Source organism: Acinetobacter sp. TAC-1, from assembly GCF_029025845.1.
Lineage (GTDB): Bacteria > Pseudomonadota > Gammaproteobacteria > Pseudomonadales > Moraxellaceae > Acinetobacter > Acinetobacter guillouiae.
The window spans coordinates 24073-40321 of the sequence record NZ_CP118893.1 but is presented as its reverse complement, the minus strand read 5'-3'; the positions used below and the strand labels follow the sequence as shown (position 1 = coordinate 40321).

The 16249-nt window shown below is 39.9% G+C and carries 14 protein-coding genes and 2 pseudogenes; 5 read left to right on the top strand and 11 right to left on the bottom strand.

Annotation, left to right across the window (positions count from 1 at the left end):
* Positions 1-13: 13 nt before the first annotated feature.
* Positions 14-2980 (bottom strand): Tn3-like element ISAcsp1 family transposase, encoded by a 2967-nt coding sequence (locus PYV58_RS22505; RefSeq protein ID WP_004726714.1) that lies wholly within the window; start codon positions 2978-2980, stop codon positions 14-16.
* A gap of 94 nt (positions 2981-3074) precedes the next feature.
* Here PYV58_RS22505 and PYV58_RS22500 point away from each other — a divergent pair, with 94 nt between their 5' ends.
* Positions 3075-3683 carry a recombinase family protein gene (locus PYV58_RS22500; protein ID WP_004726718.1) on the top strand — a complete coding sequence of 203 codons (609 nt, stop codon included), beginning with the start codon at positions 3075-3077 and terminating at the stop codon, positions 3681-3683.
* 32 nt (positions 3684-3715) lie between these two features.
* On the opposite strand, the pseudogene PYV58_RS22865 reads toward PYV58_RS22500, so the two are convergent.
* The 5 genes and pseudogenes from PYV58_RS22865 to PYV58_RS22470 form a co-directional block, all read right to left on the bottom strand.
* Positions 3716-5132, bottom strand: a pseudogene (locus PYV58_RS22865) (HNH endonuclease); the annotation flags it as partial.
* A 346-nt stretch (positions 5133-5478) separates the two neighbouring features.
* Positions 5479-5808 carry a four-helix bundle copper-binding protein gene (locus PYV58_RS22485; RefSeq protein ID WP_004827037.1) on the bottom strand — a complete coding sequence of 110 codons (330 nt, stop codon included), beginning with the start codon at positions 5806-5808 and terminating at the stop codon, positions 5479-5481.
* 199 nt (positions 5809-6007) lie between these two features.
* On the bottom strand, positions 6008-6940 hold the full coding sequence (locus PYV58_RS22480) for an IS5 family transposase (RefSeq protein WP_000743262.1): 933 nt from the start codon (positions 6938-6940) through the stop codon (positions 6008-6010).
* A gap of 27 nt (positions 6941-6967) precedes the next feature.
* Positions 6968-7396, bottom strand: a complete 429-nt coding sequence (gene lspA, locus PYV58_RS22475) for a signal peptidase II (protein ID WP_227549024.1) — start codon at positions 7394-7396, stop codon at positions 6968-6970.
* A gap of 60 nt (positions 7397-7456) precedes the next feature.
* Complete coding sequence (locus PYV58_RS22470; protein ID WP_009392494.1) at positions 7457-8353, bottom strand: cation transporter; 897 nt, start codon at positions 8351-8353, stop codon at positions 7457-7459.
* A gap of 95 nt (positions 8354-8448) precedes the next feature.
* Between PYV58_RS22470 and cadR the strand changes: the two genes are divergently transcribed.
* Positions 8449-8856: a Cd(II)/Pb(II)-responsive transcriptional regulator gene (cadR, locus tag PYV58_RS22465; RefSeq protein ID WP_001219642.1), complete on the top strand. Its 408-nt coding sequence runs from the start codon at positions 8449-8451 to the stop codon at positions 8854-8856.
* Positions 8857-9102: 246 nt separating this feature from the next.
* Here cadR and PYV58_RS22460 read toward each other — a convergent pair.
* Both PYV58_RS22460 and PYV58_RS22455 read right to left on the bottom strand, forming a co-directional pair.
* A pseudogene (locus PYV58_RS22460) lies at positions 9103-9756 on the bottom strand (IS5 family transposase).
* 251 nt (positions 9757-10007) lie between these two features.
* Positions 10008-10229 carry a helix-turn-helix transcriptional regulator gene (locus PYV58_RS22455; RefSeq protein WP_004658364.1) on the bottom strand — a complete coding sequence of 74 codons (222 nt, stop codon included), beginning with the start codon at positions 10227-10229 and terminating at the stop codon, positions 10008-10010.
* 194 nt (positions 10230-10423) lie between these two features.
* Between PYV58_RS22455 and PYV58_RS22450 the strand changes: the two genes are divergently transcribed.
* Positions 10424-10675, top strand: coding sequence for a hypothetical protein (locus tag PYV58_RS22450; RefSeq protein WP_004658363.1), 252 nt, complete (start codon positions 10424-10426; stop codon positions 10673-10675).
* 252 nt (positions 10676-10927) lie between these two features.
* Here the strand turns inward: PYV58_RS22450 and PYV58_RS22445 are convergent, their stop codons facing one another.
* The 3 genes from PYV58_RS22445 to PYV58_RS22435 all read right to left on the bottom strand — a co-directional run bounded on the left by PYV58_RS22445 (position 10928) and on the right by PYV58_RS22435 (position 13489).
* Positions 10928-11149: a hypothetical protein gene (locus PYV58_RS22445; RefSeq protein WP_001986288.1), complete on the bottom strand. Its 222-nt coding sequence runs from the start codon at positions 11147-11149 to the stop codon at positions 10928-10930.
* A 33-nt stretch (positions 11150-11182) separates the two neighbouring features.
* A complete protein-coding gene (locus tag PYV58_RS22440; protein ID WP_000059658.1) occupies positions 11183-12382 on the bottom strand; it encodes an integrase arm-type DNA-binding domain-containing protein in 1200 nt (399 codons plus the stop codon).
* Between the two features lie 393 nt (positions 12383-12775).
* Entirely contained in the window at positions 12776-13489 is a 714-nt protein-coding gene (locus PYV58_RS22435; protein ID WP_001986287.1) for a hypothetical protein, read from the bottom strand.
* 857 nt (positions 13490-14346) lie between these two features.
* Here PYV58_RS22435 and PYV58_RS22430 point away from each other — a divergent pair.
* Positions 14347-15057: a hypothetical protein gene (locus PYV58_RS22430; protein WP_001052588.1), complete on the top strand. Its 711-nt coding sequence runs from the start codon at positions 14347-14349 to the stop codon at positions 15055-15057.
* A gap of 12 nt (positions 15058-15069) precedes the next feature.
* Complete coding sequence (locus PYV58_RS22425) at positions 15070-16176, top strand: ImmA/IrrE family metallo-endopeptidase (RefSeq protein WP_000482094.1); 1107 nt, start codon at positions 15070-15072, stop codon at positions 16174-16176.
* Positions 16177-16249: the final 73 nt, after the last annotated feature.

Here is a 16249-nt window from a genome sequence, read left to right as displayed (position 1 = left end):
AAAATATAGCACGCTAAGGTTTTTCAATTGCGCGCAATGGCCTAAATTTTCCACCACCTATCTTGGCTTTGCTTCGCCATAGATAATCCCCAGTTAAATTGATGTGCTCCCACCCCAGCGGTGACAGATATTGCAGCAAGGTATCATCGACTGTGCGACCATGCCCTCGTAGGGCGTTAGTCGCTCTCTCTAAATAAACCGTGTTCCACAATACAATGGCGGCGGTCACTAGATTCAAGCCACTGGCTCGATAACGCTGTTGCTCAAAGCTTCGATCTCGAATCTCACCCAATCGATAAAAGAAAACGGCGCGCGCTAATGCATTACGGGCTTCACCTTTATTTAATCCAGCTTGAACCCGACGGCGTAGTTCTACGCTTTGCAACCAATCCAAGATAAACAGTGTGCGCTCAATACGCCCCAGCTCTCGTAATGCCAATGCCAAACCATTCTGTCGTGGATAACTACCGAGTTTACGTAGCATTAGCGACGCTGTGACAGTCCCTTGCTTGATTGATGCGGCCAGACGCAAAATATCGTCCCAATGAGTACGAATCTGTTTGATATTCAGTGTGCCGCCAATCATGGGTTTAAGTGCGGCATAGTCTATGTCTGACTTTGGAATATAGAGTTTCGTATCGCCCAGATCACGAATTCGTGGTGCAAATCGAAACCCTAGCATGTGCATGAGTGCAAAAACATGGTCGGTGAATCCAGCCGTATCGGTGTAGTGTTCCTCGATGCGTAAATCAGACTCGTGATACAGCAGCCCATCAAGAACATAGGTTGAATCACGAACGCCCACATTGATCAGCTTACTGCTAAATGGTGCGTATTGATCAGAAATGTGTGTATAAAATAACCTTCCAGGCTCTGCGCCATATTTTGGATTGATATGTCCTGTACTTTCAGCTCTGCCACCTGCGCGGAAGCGTTGGCCATCTGATGAGGAGGTAGTGCCATCTCCCCAGTTTTCAGCGAAAGGTTGTTTCAATTGAGCATTCACCAATTCGGCCAATGCCGTTGAATAAGTTTCATCACGGATATGCCAAGCCTGTAGCCATGAGAGTTTGGCATAAGTTGTACCAGGACATGATTCGGCCATTTTCGTCAGCCCTAAATTAATTGCATCAGCCAGTATGGTCGTGAGCAATAACGCTTTATCCTTCGCAGTGTCATCCGTTTTCAAATGAGTGAAGTGTCGAGTAAAGCCTGTCCATTCATCGACCTCCATTAATAATTCGGTGATCTTGATATGTGGTAACAGCATTGCTGTTTGGTCAATTAAAGTTTGGGCTGTATCAGGAGCCACGGCATCGAGAGGTGTTATTTTTAGACCAGATTGATTGATCATCGCATCAGGCAAATCGTTGGTCGCTGCCATGCGATTAATGATTGCTAATTTCTGCTCCAATAGTGAAAGGCGACTTTGCAAATATAGATCACAATCAGTAGTAATGGTTAGAGGTAACTCATTGGACTGTTTTAGCTGATTAAATTTATCAGCAGTCACTAAATACTCATCGAAGTCTTTGAATTGGCGAGAGCCTTGTACCCAGAGATCCCCAGCCCGTAGCGAGTTTTTAAGTTCAGATAACACACATATTTCGTAATAGCGGCGATCAATACCATCATCGGTAAAGACTAGTCTTGCCCACCGTTTTTTGATAAACGCTATTGGAGCATTAGAGGGGATTTTTCGTGTATTATCAACATTCATGCTGCGGAGCAACTCTACAGCGGCAAGCATATCTTTTGCTGCTGGGGCAGCACGCAATTTAAGTATGGCAAGAAGTTCTGGCGCGTAACGGCGTAAAGTTGCATAGCTCTCGCCAATTCGTGGTAAAAAATCAAAGTCTTCGGGTTGCGCCAGTTTTTCTGCCTCAGTAATACTTGCTGCAAAAGCATCCCATGAAATAACAGTTTCGATGGCGGCAAACGGATCACTGCCATTTTGCTTGGCATCTAGCAAGGCTTTCCCGATAAGCCCATACAAACGCACTTTGTCGTTGATCGCTTTACCTGATGATTGAAATTGTTGCTGGTGTTTATTTTTTGCGATAGCAAATAGCTTTCCAATAATGCGATCATGCAGGTCAATAATTTCGTCGGTGATCGTGGCCATACTCTCCACAACGATTGCTACCAAAGTGGCATATCGACGTTGAGATTCAAATCTGGCCAAATCAGCAGGAGTCATTTGCCCACCTTCGCGAGCAATTTTCAGTAAGCGATTTTGATGAACGTGTTTTCCAATGTCTTCAGGTAGATCGATGGCTTGTAAGCACTTCAGCCGCTCAATGTGCTCAAGCATGTACTTTGAGTTTGGTTTAGCTGGTGACTGTCTAAGCCACCCCAATATTGTCAGTTTGCTGCCCTCTTTACGGTTCAGCAAAGCATCTATATTTTGACGATGAGTTTCTGAAAGTGAGCTCGTCAAAGCAGTATAAATTATGCGGTTGGCAGATGTGATTGCTTCTGCGCAAATACTATCAATTGCATTTATAGCTGGCAAAAGGACTGATTTTTGTCGTAAATTTTCAACGAGAGTTGTGGCTAAAATAAGACCTTTATCTGTCTGAAGGGACAAATCCACCATCATATTGACCGATTGCCGATAGTCACTCAAGGTGAATAGTTTGAACCCAAAAACTTTTTTCAATTCGGCAATATGTTCTCGTCTTGTTTGCTCGCGCTGACCATAATCATTCCAGCAGTCCACTGATATACTAAGTTGAGCAGCCATCATGAAAAGTAAGGGTTTGAATGGTTCGTCGTTAATACCCAATATCACTCCAGGGTAACGCATGTAGCAAAGTTGAATTGCAAAGCCTAGCTTGTTGGATGCCCCTCGATGTTGATGGACTATGGATTTATCAGAATCACTCAGAGTGTAATGCTGAAGCATAAAAGCTCTATCATCTGGAATTTCGAACAGGCTTCCCAATTCCGTGGACGACAAAATAGAATGGCGCGGCATGGCTCATTAGTCCCAAATAAACTAAACTATTAAAGGTACATTATTTTGTACCGCCACGCTTAGCTTTGCGCTGCAATTTCGCAAGGAGGTTCAATTGGGACAGAATGCGGCCATTTATTGCCGAGTATCAACGAACGATCAGTCCTGCGAACGACAGGAATATGACCTACGTGCCTACGCCAATCGTTGCGGCTACGATGTTGTCGGTGTTTGGAAAGAAACTGCATCAGGCAGTAAGGATGAGAGATTGCAAAGAAAATACTTGATGACCATGGCGCAATCTCGTGAAATCGATGCCATCTTGGTGACGGAATTGACACGCTGGGGCAGAAGCACCGTGGATCTCGTACAGTCATTACAAGATCTTGGGCATTTCGGGGTATCTCTGGTGGCACAAACAGGTTTGCAGTTTGACCTTTCCACATCTCAGGGAAAGCTCATGGCTTCTGTGATGTCTGCATTAGCAGAGTTTGAGGGAGATTTACTACGTGAACGTGTGCGCTCTGGTGTAGCAGCGGCACAAGCGCGGGGCGTTGTGTTTGGTCGTCGTCCTGGTCAACGTACCAAGTCAGATCGTCTGGCACCTAAAGTGTTGGAGTTGGTGTCTGCTGGACACTCTTATCGACAAGTCGGTCGGCTGGTCAATCTAAGCAAAAATACCGTGTTGGATATCGTTAAAAGAAGTCGGAGTGAAAATCCTTAGCGTGCTATATTTTCCGTTTCCTGAGACGACCCCGAAAAGGCCTTGGGCTTTGACCGAGAAATTGGACTAATCGACTCCACATATCCCACCACATGCTTGACGACTGCATCATCATAACCACCCAAAAATCTTTCGACATAAAACTCGTTAAAGTTTATGTACTTGAAGGCCTTAGACATGGACAGAATAAAGGTATTCAGGCATTCCTCATCATCAAAATCAACCTCCATTTCCAAGCTTAAGCAAATAAAGGCTTTATAGACAATTTGTAGCCGATCATAGCCCTTGATACCACTGCCGAACTTGCCGACCGTTTCGGTGGTCGCCACGGGGAAATTGGCGATCAAGAACTCAATACTACGGCGTACCCGGGTGAAGTCCTTGAAACTAATCTTTCGATGATGAATCTGCATGCGGCTTTCATGAATTTCATACACAATTGAAAACCATGCAAGAAAAGAAGTAATCTGAAAACTCTGATCCTTATAAAAATATAAGTATGGATGTAAGCCCAAACTCGGAACCCCAGCATTTTTTACAGGCGTCGCTATTCTGCAAAGAATGGTCAACAGATGCGACATTAGGTTTTCAACGCGCTCCCCCTGATTCAGACTCATAATATTATGAATCTGATCACCCGCAATGATATTCATCAGCTCATTGACCAGGCCAATTTTTTTGCCATGACTCATTTCATTGTCTAATAAAATGGTCGAAAAAAGTAACTGGTGGATCCTCTCCCCTAACTCAATCAACTCATTTAAACGTGTATATTGGAGCTCTTCTAGGTTAGATTTATTGTCATTGATATAACAACAGGCATAGATCGCATAATACGCGTCACTACCGCGATTTCTTAGGTGATATTCCTCATATTTATCTAAACGTTTAGTATCTGAGTTAATAGATTGAAATACCCGTCGCGCATCTTCCGGAGTCCCCAGTACCTGCCGGAAACTGATTTTAATATCGCCTAATTTCGATTTTTTTTTCTGCAAATTCGGCATCAGTACAAATTTTTTGAAAATCAGCAAGATCTCCTAAATAATTGCGGAGGTAACGAATATCTTGTTTTTGTTGATCATTGAAATTAGGTGCTTGAGGGACTTGCTCATCCGCAAAATATCTATTGATCCACGCATAGATACAGGAAAGACGATGTGCTCCATCAATAATGTAAATATTGCTGTGTATATCTTTCCAATACAAAATGCATAAATTGATGTTTTGATCTTCTGTGCAATCCTCAATAAAGTTTGCAATTTCTTGCACGCTCCAACATTCCGTAGAACGCTGGTTATCCGCCTTAAATAAACATTTGATGATTGGATGCTTTTCAAAATCAGTCAGTGTCACTTCAAAATTGTCACGCTGCATTGAAGGTGACATTTCTTCTGGCAACATGACTTTACGCTGAATAATATTGGTCAATAGTCGTGTAGAACCCATTTCTTATTCTCTCCAGGCAACACTTTCCTACTTTCGCTCAAGTACGAAATTTGAAAATGTATATAGTTCGATTTGGTTAAAGCTGTGAATTAAATGACCGTCAATATCCAGTCAGCGCTAACAAAAGAGACCTAAGAGAAATGGGGGGATTAGAGAACGTAATAAATCATAAAAAAGCCCCGATTGGAGAAAAGGGGCTTTAAAGATTGTATTATACCATTGAAAAATAAAGAAAAAAATATAAGAATTTCGTATAAGGTGTATTATGTTAATTTTAGGAAAGGCTCTAGACTAGTAGAATGATTATGTTAGTCTAGAGCCATATAATTAACATTATTGAAGTATTTTACATGGCAATTTTTCGACATTCTTCTGCACACTGACGGCAAGCCTCAGCACATTTTTTACAATAATCATGTGAATGTTTTTCACACTCTTCCGCACAATATTCACAGATCTTAGCACAAAGCTCACAAATCTCTTTGAGGAAAGGTGAGTTATGTTGTTGCATACGCACACATAACTGACAAATATCTGCACATTCTAGACAACGTTGAATACATTCACGCATCATCTCTAAATCTTTTTCTTTTAAACAAGAAGTTGCACATTCAGTACAAATAAGTGAACAGTTTGTACATGCAGAAATACACTTTGAAAATTCCGTATTAATCATTTTTTACTCTCAACTTATATAATCAAAGAAATAATTAAAACATAATTTTTTTCTACTAATTATTTTAAATTATTAGTAAATGTAATACATAATGTTAATTTATATGAATAATGTTAATTTTAACTAAATCTTATTTATATTCCAAATGGCTTTGTTGCACAAAGATTTGAAAGGCAAAGCGCCCCTAATTGAGCCAAATTTAAGGCGTAACTTGGGTAAGTGGTCGACCTAATTCCGTAAATCTGTTGAGGACTGCTACACGTGCATGAACCTCATTGACTTGGCTATCAAAGCTCCTTGCACTGAGTTTATCTCTTAATAATTTGATGCAGTGCATTTTAGTCTCAACCAAACTTCGGCGATGATAGCCTGACCATTTTTTCCATAGTGTCCTACCTAAACGTTTAATTGTTCGAAGTAATTCATTTCGCTCTAGCGAGCTACTCTTTGTATCTTTCCATGGTTTCGCATTTTTTCTAGGTGGAATCACCGCATGTGCTTGCCGATCTGCAATGACCTGACGGCATTGCTTGGTGTCATAAGCTCCATCGGTATAAACAGAGTCAATCTGCTCATCTTGTGGAATCTGATTAAGTAAATCACCAAGCACCTGTGAATCACAGACATTATTGGTTGTGAGCTGAATAGCGCGTATTTGTAGGGTTTTGGCATCTATACCAATATGTAGTTTACGCCATTGGCGACGATATTCAGCTCCATGTTTCTTGCGTTTCCATTCGCCCTCACCTAGAAACTTCATCCCTGTAGAGTCTACGAGTAGATGCAGCCCATCGCTACTTTTTTGGTAGCTGATTGCAATATCAATATGCTTTTGTCTTCTACAAAGCGTACTGTAATCTGGTGCGGTCCAATTTAATCCGCAAAGTTTAATCAGACTTTGCACAAAGCCAGTGACCATACGTAAAGATAGACGGAATAAGGATTTAATCATTAAGCAGCATTGGATGGCTGCGTCGGAGTAGGTTTGATTTCGCCCTTGTTTGCCTTTTGATGGAGCATACCATTGCGTAGCAGGATCAAACCAAAGGGCAATATTTCCGCGATTAATGAGTGCTCGGTTATATGCGGGCCAATTGGTTGTGCGGTAGATTTTGTGTGTAGGCTTCTTCATTTGAAAATTATATCGCTGAAAAAGCCTTTACAGATAGGTTTGTGCAACAAAGCCGCTGGAAACTAAAAGTAAGGCACCGAGGACAATTGCAATATCAGCCAGGTTGAAGGCCGGCCAATGCCAGTCTCGCCAATAGAAATCAAAGGAATCCACAACATAGCCGCGAAAGACCCGGTCAATCAGGTTGCCCATGGCGCCACCGAGGATAAGACTGTAAGCGATGGCTTCTCCTTTATGACGATTTTCAAGGATCAGCTTGATCAGAAAAATCGAGACCACTACCGCGATTCCGATAAAAAAGTAGCGCTGCCAGCCTCCACCATTCGCAAAAAGACTGAATGCGGCACCGGTATTCCATACGTGTACCCAGTTAAAGAATGAGGTCACTGAAATAGACTCGCCATATGCCATTGATTGTTGCACCAGCCATTTTATGGCCTGATCAGACGCTGCCAGCAGGCCCGATATGGACAACAGAGCGTACGGTGACAGATGTTTGCCAAAAATGGACATTGCTTAATCCTTGAGCGCCAGAATGCGTCTAGCACCGTTAAGTACAATTACCCCCGCGATGGTGCCGATAATCAGATCCGGATAATTGGACCCGGTCCACGCGACCAGAGCGCCGGCGGTGATGACCCCCAGGTTGATCACCACGTCGTTGGCCGAGAATATCCAGCTTGCCTTCATGTGCGCCCCGCCCTCCCGATGTTTGGATATGAGCAGCAGACAACTGGTATTGGCAATCAATGCGACGAATGCGATAGCCATCATCACCAGCGATTCAGGCTCACTACCGAATACAAAGCGTCTCACCACCTCTATGAGTACGCCCACAGCCAAGATCAGTTGCAGTACACCAGCAAGATGCGCGGCACGTACCTGCATTTTCACGCTATGTCCAACCGCATAAAGGGCAAGCCCGTACACCGCCGCATCGGCAAAATTGTCCAGGGATTCTCCAATCAGGCCAGTGGACCGGGCGATCAGACCGGCAGTCATTTCCACCACGAACAGAAGTGCATTGATGCCGAGCAACCAGCGCAGGGTCCCGGATTCTTGCTTAGCAGAAGCTGCCGAAAACTCGGCGGCCTTGATGGTCTCCGGATTTGCAGCGACGGTTTCCTGAAGCGAGGCGCCTAGCCCCAAGGTCTTCAGTTTCGAGGTGACGGGCTCGACCTCACCGTCATGCACGACCTTCAACCGGCGGTTCGACAAGTCGAAGGACAGTGCCCGAATCCCCTCAACGCCGTTCAGGGCCAGGCGAATCATGCGCTCTTCTGATGGACAGTCCATCTTCGGCACGGCATAAACACTGACCCATTCCCCCGACGCATCGGAGGAGGCCTGCATATCGGTATCCGACGCAGGCCTTGCATGGTCGCCACAGGGGCCTCCGCAGTTTTTACTCATGATATGACTCCACTTGAATGTGATCGGGTTTTCATTTAAAACTATATAGTAGCTATAATGTCAATAGCGTAGAGAATCCGTTGCGGAGGAACCCGATGCGTATTGGTCAGTTGGCACAGTCAGTAGGGGTAGATACACAGACGATCCGCTTCTACGAACGGCAGGGCTTGTTGCCGCCGCCTGGTCGGCAGGAGAACGGTTACCGTGTCTATACCGAGAAACACGTTGAGCGGCTGGCCTTTATTCGTCGCTGCCGCATCCTGGATCTGTCACTGGCAGAAATTCACGAACTAAAGCGCTATCAGGACGACCCTCATCAGTCCTGTACCGCTGTCAATGCCTTGCTCGATGATCACATCTCTCATGTGCGCTCGCAGATAACCGCTCTACAGGCGCTTGAGAAACAACTCGTTTCACTAAGAGCGCGTTGCAACGATGACCGGGAAGTTAAGGCGTGTGGGGTTCTTGCTGGAATTAGCGAGGGAAGCATGCATCAGCAGTAGGTTGGAGTGCCAACCAGATAATCCGATGAGATGCCGGTTTGCCTCACTCTCATGCAAAGGTAAGATCAACCATTTAATCCGCTTACCCTATTTTTTTTTGCTTTCACCTTATCCAAAATTCACCACCCCATAATTGAAAATATTTTGAATTATAAGCCCTTAGGGTGCTCATAATCCATAAATCAATTTCGAAGTTCTTTGTTGCATAAAGCCTTTAAAGATTGAGTTTTCCTAAGCAACTCAAATTTAAGTTACAACTCGGGTATTAGGTCGGCCTAATTCCATAAATCTGTTGAGGACTGCTACGCGAGCATGAATTTCACTCATCTGACTAGGAAAGCTTCTTGCCATTAATTTATCGCCTAATAATTTGATGCAGTGCATCTTTGTTTCGACCAAACTTCGGCGATGATAGCCTGACCATTTTTTCCATAGTGTTCTACCTAGCAGGGTTTTAGTATCTATACCAATATGAAGTTTACGCCATTGGCGACGATATTTCGGCTAATGCTTTTTACGTTTCCATTCACCTTCACCTAAGAACTTCAAATCCGTGGAATCAACGAGTAGATGCAGTCCATTGCAACTCTTTTCATAGCTAATTTGAATATCAATATGCTTTTGTCTTCTGCGAATGGTTGAATAATCCAGAGCTGTCCAATCTAATCCGCAAAGTTTAATCAAGCTTTGGACAAAGCCAGTCACCATGCATACAGAAAGACGAAATAAGGATTTAATCATGAGATAGCACTGAATGGCTATGTCAGAATAAGTTTGATTTCGACCATGTTTTCCTTGTGACTGCGAATATCATTGAATCTTAGTATCAAACCAAATTGTAAAATTACCATGATTGATCAAAGCATGATTGTAGGATGACCAATTCGGTGTACGATAAATTTAGGTGTAGGCTATTGCTGTATAAGACCTTATCGGTAGGTTTGCGCAACAAGGCCTCAAAATCCCACCTTAAAATGCAAATAGCAAAAAAACTCTACCATTCGATTGATTTCATTTTAGAAGTAATGAAATTAGTATCTGTTTGTAATGATATTTTATAAAATTCAATATTAGATCTGCAGAGAAAAACTTATCAAACTAAGTATTGGCTAGTCTTTTTCTTCGAAAAACTTATCAAACGAAGTATTAAGTTAATCTTTTTCTTCAACTTCTTCCTTAAACTCAAACAAATCATTCATCGTACAGTTAAAGTACTTACACAACTTATCGGCGACTGGTAATTCAATACGTACAGCACGGTCATAATACATACTTGTGAGCGTGTTGCGATTGATACCTGTTGCATGCACCACTTCACTTAATTTTAAAATTTTTCTATCGCCCATGAGGCTAGATAACTTACAAGTAATCATATTTAAATTAATTTACAAAAAATAACTTGCTGTGGGTTATTTAAAGTTGTTGACTGAGTAATACTTTGCTAAAATTAACCTACAGCAGGTTATTACAACTTATAGAAAGTATATTTTATCCATTTCAACTAAATTATAACTTTTTAAATATAAGGATTGAACCTGCATTAGATTATTTTGTGGAGATGACCGCCGTGTTACCAAATGAGTTATTGATCAGCCAGCAAGCTCGTGACTTAGGAAATCAATTAATTAAAGAAATGAACATCAATAGAAGTTATGGAATGGCTAATTTTCTTGGAGTAAATACTTGCTATGATAATCATCAGGCTGTACTTATTTGGACATTTCAACTGCTTGAAAGGGAACCAGCCTTAAATGAATTAGCAGAAATTAAAAAATATTTTCTTTTAATCTTTCCAGATAGTGTTTATCAATTAGCCTAAGTTGTTTTTAAAATTAATTTATTAAATAAAAAGCACTAAATCAAAGAAAGCTTTATTTAAAAATACCGATTAATTCAAAAACATACCATTTACTGAATATATGAAGCATAGGTTCCTGCTCTATCACTCACTCGTACTAAAATTACATCGCTCTTTTTACTGATACTAAACAATTTATGTCCACGCCACGTTCTGCGGCTTCGAGGGCTAGTTTTTGTTGAACCACTGAGAACAAGGACAACAAACTGCCTACTATATTTTCCCGGAGAGTGGTGTAGGAACTTTTTCATTATTGCTAATCATATCAGCGACAACATCAGCAACGAGCTCCTCTATTCCTGAGAATGCTTTAGACTGATCCGCATCAAGCCAAGACAATGATGGAAACTCAGCACACAACCCAACATACTCATTATATTCTGCTGACCATGTAACACGGCAAGTATATTGTTTACTATCCATTTGAAACCCCATAATGTTTTAAGTCTATGTATAAAAGTACGATTTTCACTTAGCAGTACTTAAATAATCACCCCACCACTGCATCATTTCAGTCCGCTGGGCTAAATAGTCAGCGTGATTATAGCTGGCACGGGTACGGTTCTTATCAATATGTGAAAGTTGTGCCTCAATCCAGTTATCCTGGAACAAACCTGAGTCATTCAAAATGGTACTAAAAGTGGAACGTAGTCCATGAGAGGATAATTGATGTTTTCCATAGCCCATCTTACGTATAGCCATATTTAATGTATTAAAATGAATCGGTTGATTATGTTTCCGTGGGCTAGCAAAAATGTACTTTTCACCGTATGACCATTGCATGACGTCTTTTAAAATATCTAAAGCCTGATCTGAAAGTGGAACTAAGAAGTCGGGAATCTCATGGCCTAATATGACTTTTCGTCGAAACTGTTTAATATGCAAGGCAGGTATTTTCCAGATTTTTTCATTTAAATCAAAATGATGAGGCTCAGCCAATAACAATTCAGCCCCTCGCACGCCAGTATGTAATTTGAACAGCAGTGCTTTTTTAATAATCGGATGGGCATCCAATTTTAATAAATTTTTCTTAAAATCTGATATATCCTCCGCTTTCAAATACGGATAATTCTTCTTGATTTTACTGTTAATGGCGATTTTATTTAAACCATGCGCGATGTTGAATTCACAATAACCCATCGCTACAGCGTAGTCATAAATTTGGTTCAAATAACTACAAGCTTTCTTGACAGGTTCTTTTACTTGGCGTCCCTCTATTTTTTTGATTACTGAAACCAGGTCATAACGCTTGATGTTTTGAAAAGGTAAATCCTGAAGGTCTGGATAAATATCTTGCTGTAAACATCTTTCTGCTAACTGTAGTACACCGCAGCGGGGTGAATCATTAAATGCATTTTTCAGTTTGAACTGCAGCCACTCCTCCCCTACCTTACGAAAGGTGATGACATTAGAGACAGTATCATGCTCAAAACAATAATTATTGTCTTTAAAGTCATCTTTGACTTGTCGTGCCTTTTTCAGCGATAAATCAGGATAAAGCCCCAACTGAATGCGGCGACGTTTTTTTGTTTGTGGATCTGTATAGCGATAGCACCAAGATTTTCTTCCAGTCGGCTCAATCTTCAGGCTAAGTCCATCTTCATCGGATAAAAAACAAGTTTTTTCCTTGCAATGAGCTTGGCGAACTTTAATTTCAGTAAGACTCATGAAATTTAAATGAAACCTATCAGCGGATTGACGAGATCCATTATATCAAAATAGAAGAAAATATATATGATGCGTACACTACGCATCATATATATTTGTAATATATTGTTTTATATATTTAATATTTTAAGTACTTGTATTTTAGTAACCATTATAAGTACCACCTCTTCTTTAAGTTCCCAACAACTCACTTTTTCTGTCATCAATGTTAAATAAGTCTTGTGCTTTAAATTCTTAGATGACCTCCTCTACCCTTTATTATCATTTTTATAAAAGTAACTATATGTACTCATTAAAATTTGTAGAGCTCAAAAACAAAAAAGACCGCTATATAGCAGTCTTTTAACTTAATTAAATAATAATTAATTCATTTTCATCATAAGTGCATAAGCATCACGTTTGTTTTGACGCAATGATTCTATCTCGGACTTCGTCAGCTGTTTTACGAGAGTTGAGGATATACTTTGCTTCCCACTCTGTGAGCCTTTCGAAATCGTACCCGTAAATCGATTTCCACCATGCTTCAAGATTACCATATACATCCCTCAATTGCTGAAGAGTTTCTTTACTTAGAGCTAATTGTGATGAGTATTGTTTACCCGTCAGTGCATATGCTCCAATAACTTTATTCGTCCCAGTTGTTTCAATATGACCTTTTAATGCTGCAAAAGTACCACCTTGGGTCTGGGTATCATCAACAATAATAACACATTTATCATTGTTTATTGTCCCATCAAATGCTGGTGGGTTGGCTAATCTATGCCACCCATCACCGCCAGTTCTTGATACTTTTATAGCTTGAACTATATTCGTATCAACTTCAAGCCCAAGTTTCTTTGCTATAACTGCTGAAGTAGCTAAAGGAATCATATTACGACCGACTGCTTCCTCAGCATGTACAGGTACTATAATAGTTTCCCGACCATCGATAATTCTTTCTAGTTCAGCAATCGCCTCATCCGAAACTAAATCTTTAGCTAAAATATACGCACTTTCAACATCCCCTGCTTTAGCAGCTTCATACATGTAATGAGAGGTTGCATCTCCAAGACCACGGTCAATAACCGTTTTAGGAAACATATTCCAATCTGTGCGATATAACTTCATATTTTTAAATAAGTTTTAATGATGGCTAGCATTAAATTTTACACTAAATTTACCGCTAGCATCTCTTGGATATTATTTTTCGTATCAGGCAGCACTCTCAAAAGCCGTTTGTTTGGACAGTCCCCATGATCATACACGAGGCAGCTTCAAATACTTATGGGCCCATCCTATCCAGTTGTATCTTCTTGCATCACATGAATATTGTATACTCATTTTGACTACTTGAAAATTATGGAACAACGTCAATAAAAACAATAACTCTAGAGTCTTTAGTCGACATTCCTAAAAAGGTAAATTCAACATTTCTTTCCATATCATTTCTTTGTGTCTCTGGATGAACAAAAGAAACATAGCTTATTTCAAAGAATCGGGCTAGGGTTTTTATGCCAATGATTTTGTTCTCTTCATTAGCAATTAAAACATCTAATTCCAGATCAAACTCTTCTAATTATTTAATTAAATCTTTAACTTTCATTTTACTATCAACCTCTATGAATTATTTAAAAAATTAGCACAATGAAACTTGTGAAAAAAATGGATTTGAACAAAATTTTTTAGCAAAAAAAGCATAGCAACCAGAAAAATCTTTCCAGCAATCAACAAAAATATCCCCGTGTGCTTCCAGTTTACAACATTTTGACTACCACACTGCCCACAGTAGTAATAATAGCCTTTGATACGGCCACCGCATTCAGGACAATTTTTATGATTAATGAATAAGTTACTCAACGTCTCTTCTCCAAAATTCTTATTATCAAGTTGTAAGTGAAGATAGCACACATTTATAAAAATGTCTTTTTTAAAACATCAAAAGATGTTATAAAAAAGACATTCGCTACTTTAGGATAACTTTTAAGATGAATTTAAATCTCCTTGATGAAGAATCAATCCAACCTTCTGAACCCACGCCATGTGATTTTTTCAAAGGTGAAAATGCTATCAAAAAAGCTAAACAGTTAGGATTACCTGATCTCGAGTTAGTCAGAAACGCAATTATGATCGGTGATGCTGACTATAGAACAAATACTCACTATAACCGTGCACGCTTTATTGCACGATGGGGAAAAATTGGAGAACAGATTGCTTTACTGCTTCGACAATCTGATCCTGCTTGGATATTCCACAATGACAGCCAGCCAAGAATTGAGAATACAGTAAAGAAAATACAAATTATCTTTATGAGCGGGAATATTGCATTGGGGTTAGCTGATCAAGTTGTATCAGCACACTGTGAAAAAGGATTAATGACATTAAATAATATTAAGGAGAATCAGTCTGCTTATGATGATGAGACAAAATTGAGAACATGGATTTTATACTTTCCTTCAGCATCACATCCAGCCTATAAAGACATTGATATCCCAAATATTCCTTTTGAATTTGCATACCCAACTAGCTTCGTACAGGACTTAAAAGCGAAAAAAATTTCAATTTTACCAAGTGACCATACTTGCAGAATTGCATTTGAAATAGATAATACAGTTCCTGTAAAAACTGATCCTAAGCCAGTATTGGAACCATCTAATGAAATTAAACCAGATGATTTTGATATTCAGCTTGTAGTTTAATCTGAGGTTAATGTGTTTAATAAAGATCGTTTACGTATTGCTAAAGAATTACGAGGACTTAGCAATACCGATTTCGCAGAAAAATTGAGTTGCTCTATCTCTAAGGTAAAGCAACTTTTAGACGTGGATAAAGAAATCAATGAAAATGATCAAGATGATATATGCCGTGTATTAAATTTACCCAAGTCATTCTTTGCAGGTAATGACACACAACCACATGAAACAGACCAAATCTTCTATAGATCGGTTGCTCGTATTAAAGCACAGCATAGAAAAGCTAATGAGGCATATACTCTTTTAGCAATAAATATTAACAAGTACTTAAATCAGAAAGTAAAGTTACCTACTTTTCACCGTCCTGATTTAGATATTACTGAGTTTTTGGGTGAATCTAAGTATGCCGATCACCTAGCGTCAGAGTTGAGAGGTTTATGGGCTTTAGGTAATCAACCGATTAATAACATTGTTTCGTTGTGTGAGCTAAAGGGAATCCGTGTCTTTAGATTACCGACTGAAATTCGAGAAATTGATGCACTATCTTTTTTTGATGATGAAAGTGGTAGCCCTTTCATATTTCTAAATACATTTAAGTCTGCCGAAAGAGCCCGCTTCGATTGTGCACACGAACTTGGTCATATCGTTATGCATACGCATAACAAAAAAATTCGTGTCGAGAAAGATAATCGTGTTCTCGAAACTGAAGCGGATCAATTTTCATCTGAATTTTTAATGCCAACAGATGCATTTCTTTCTACTGCTCCACGCTATTTTTCACTAGAAAATATGATTGAGTATAAAAAGATTTGGCGAACATCCCTGAAGGCTATTAACTATAAAGCTCACAAGCTGGGATTAGTTAGTGATTGGGTTAATCGTAGTAACTCTATAAAGATCAATTCGTTGGGCTACAACATTAATGAACCTGAAGAAACTCATCGAGATGAGAGTTTGATGTTGCCCAAAATTATCTCTGTTTTAGCCTCACAACCATCTTTTGATAAAAATAAAATGCTTGATGAAATTGGAATCTCTGAAGAAGATTTTAATCAATTAACATTTGATGCTTTAGCTAAAGTTGAGCCCCCGAAGAAAAAACATAAGTTATATATTGTCGAGTAATACAAACCTTCCTTAAAAATAATGCGCCTTACGGCGCACTATTTATGCAAAATCCTGATTAATTTTTTTATGA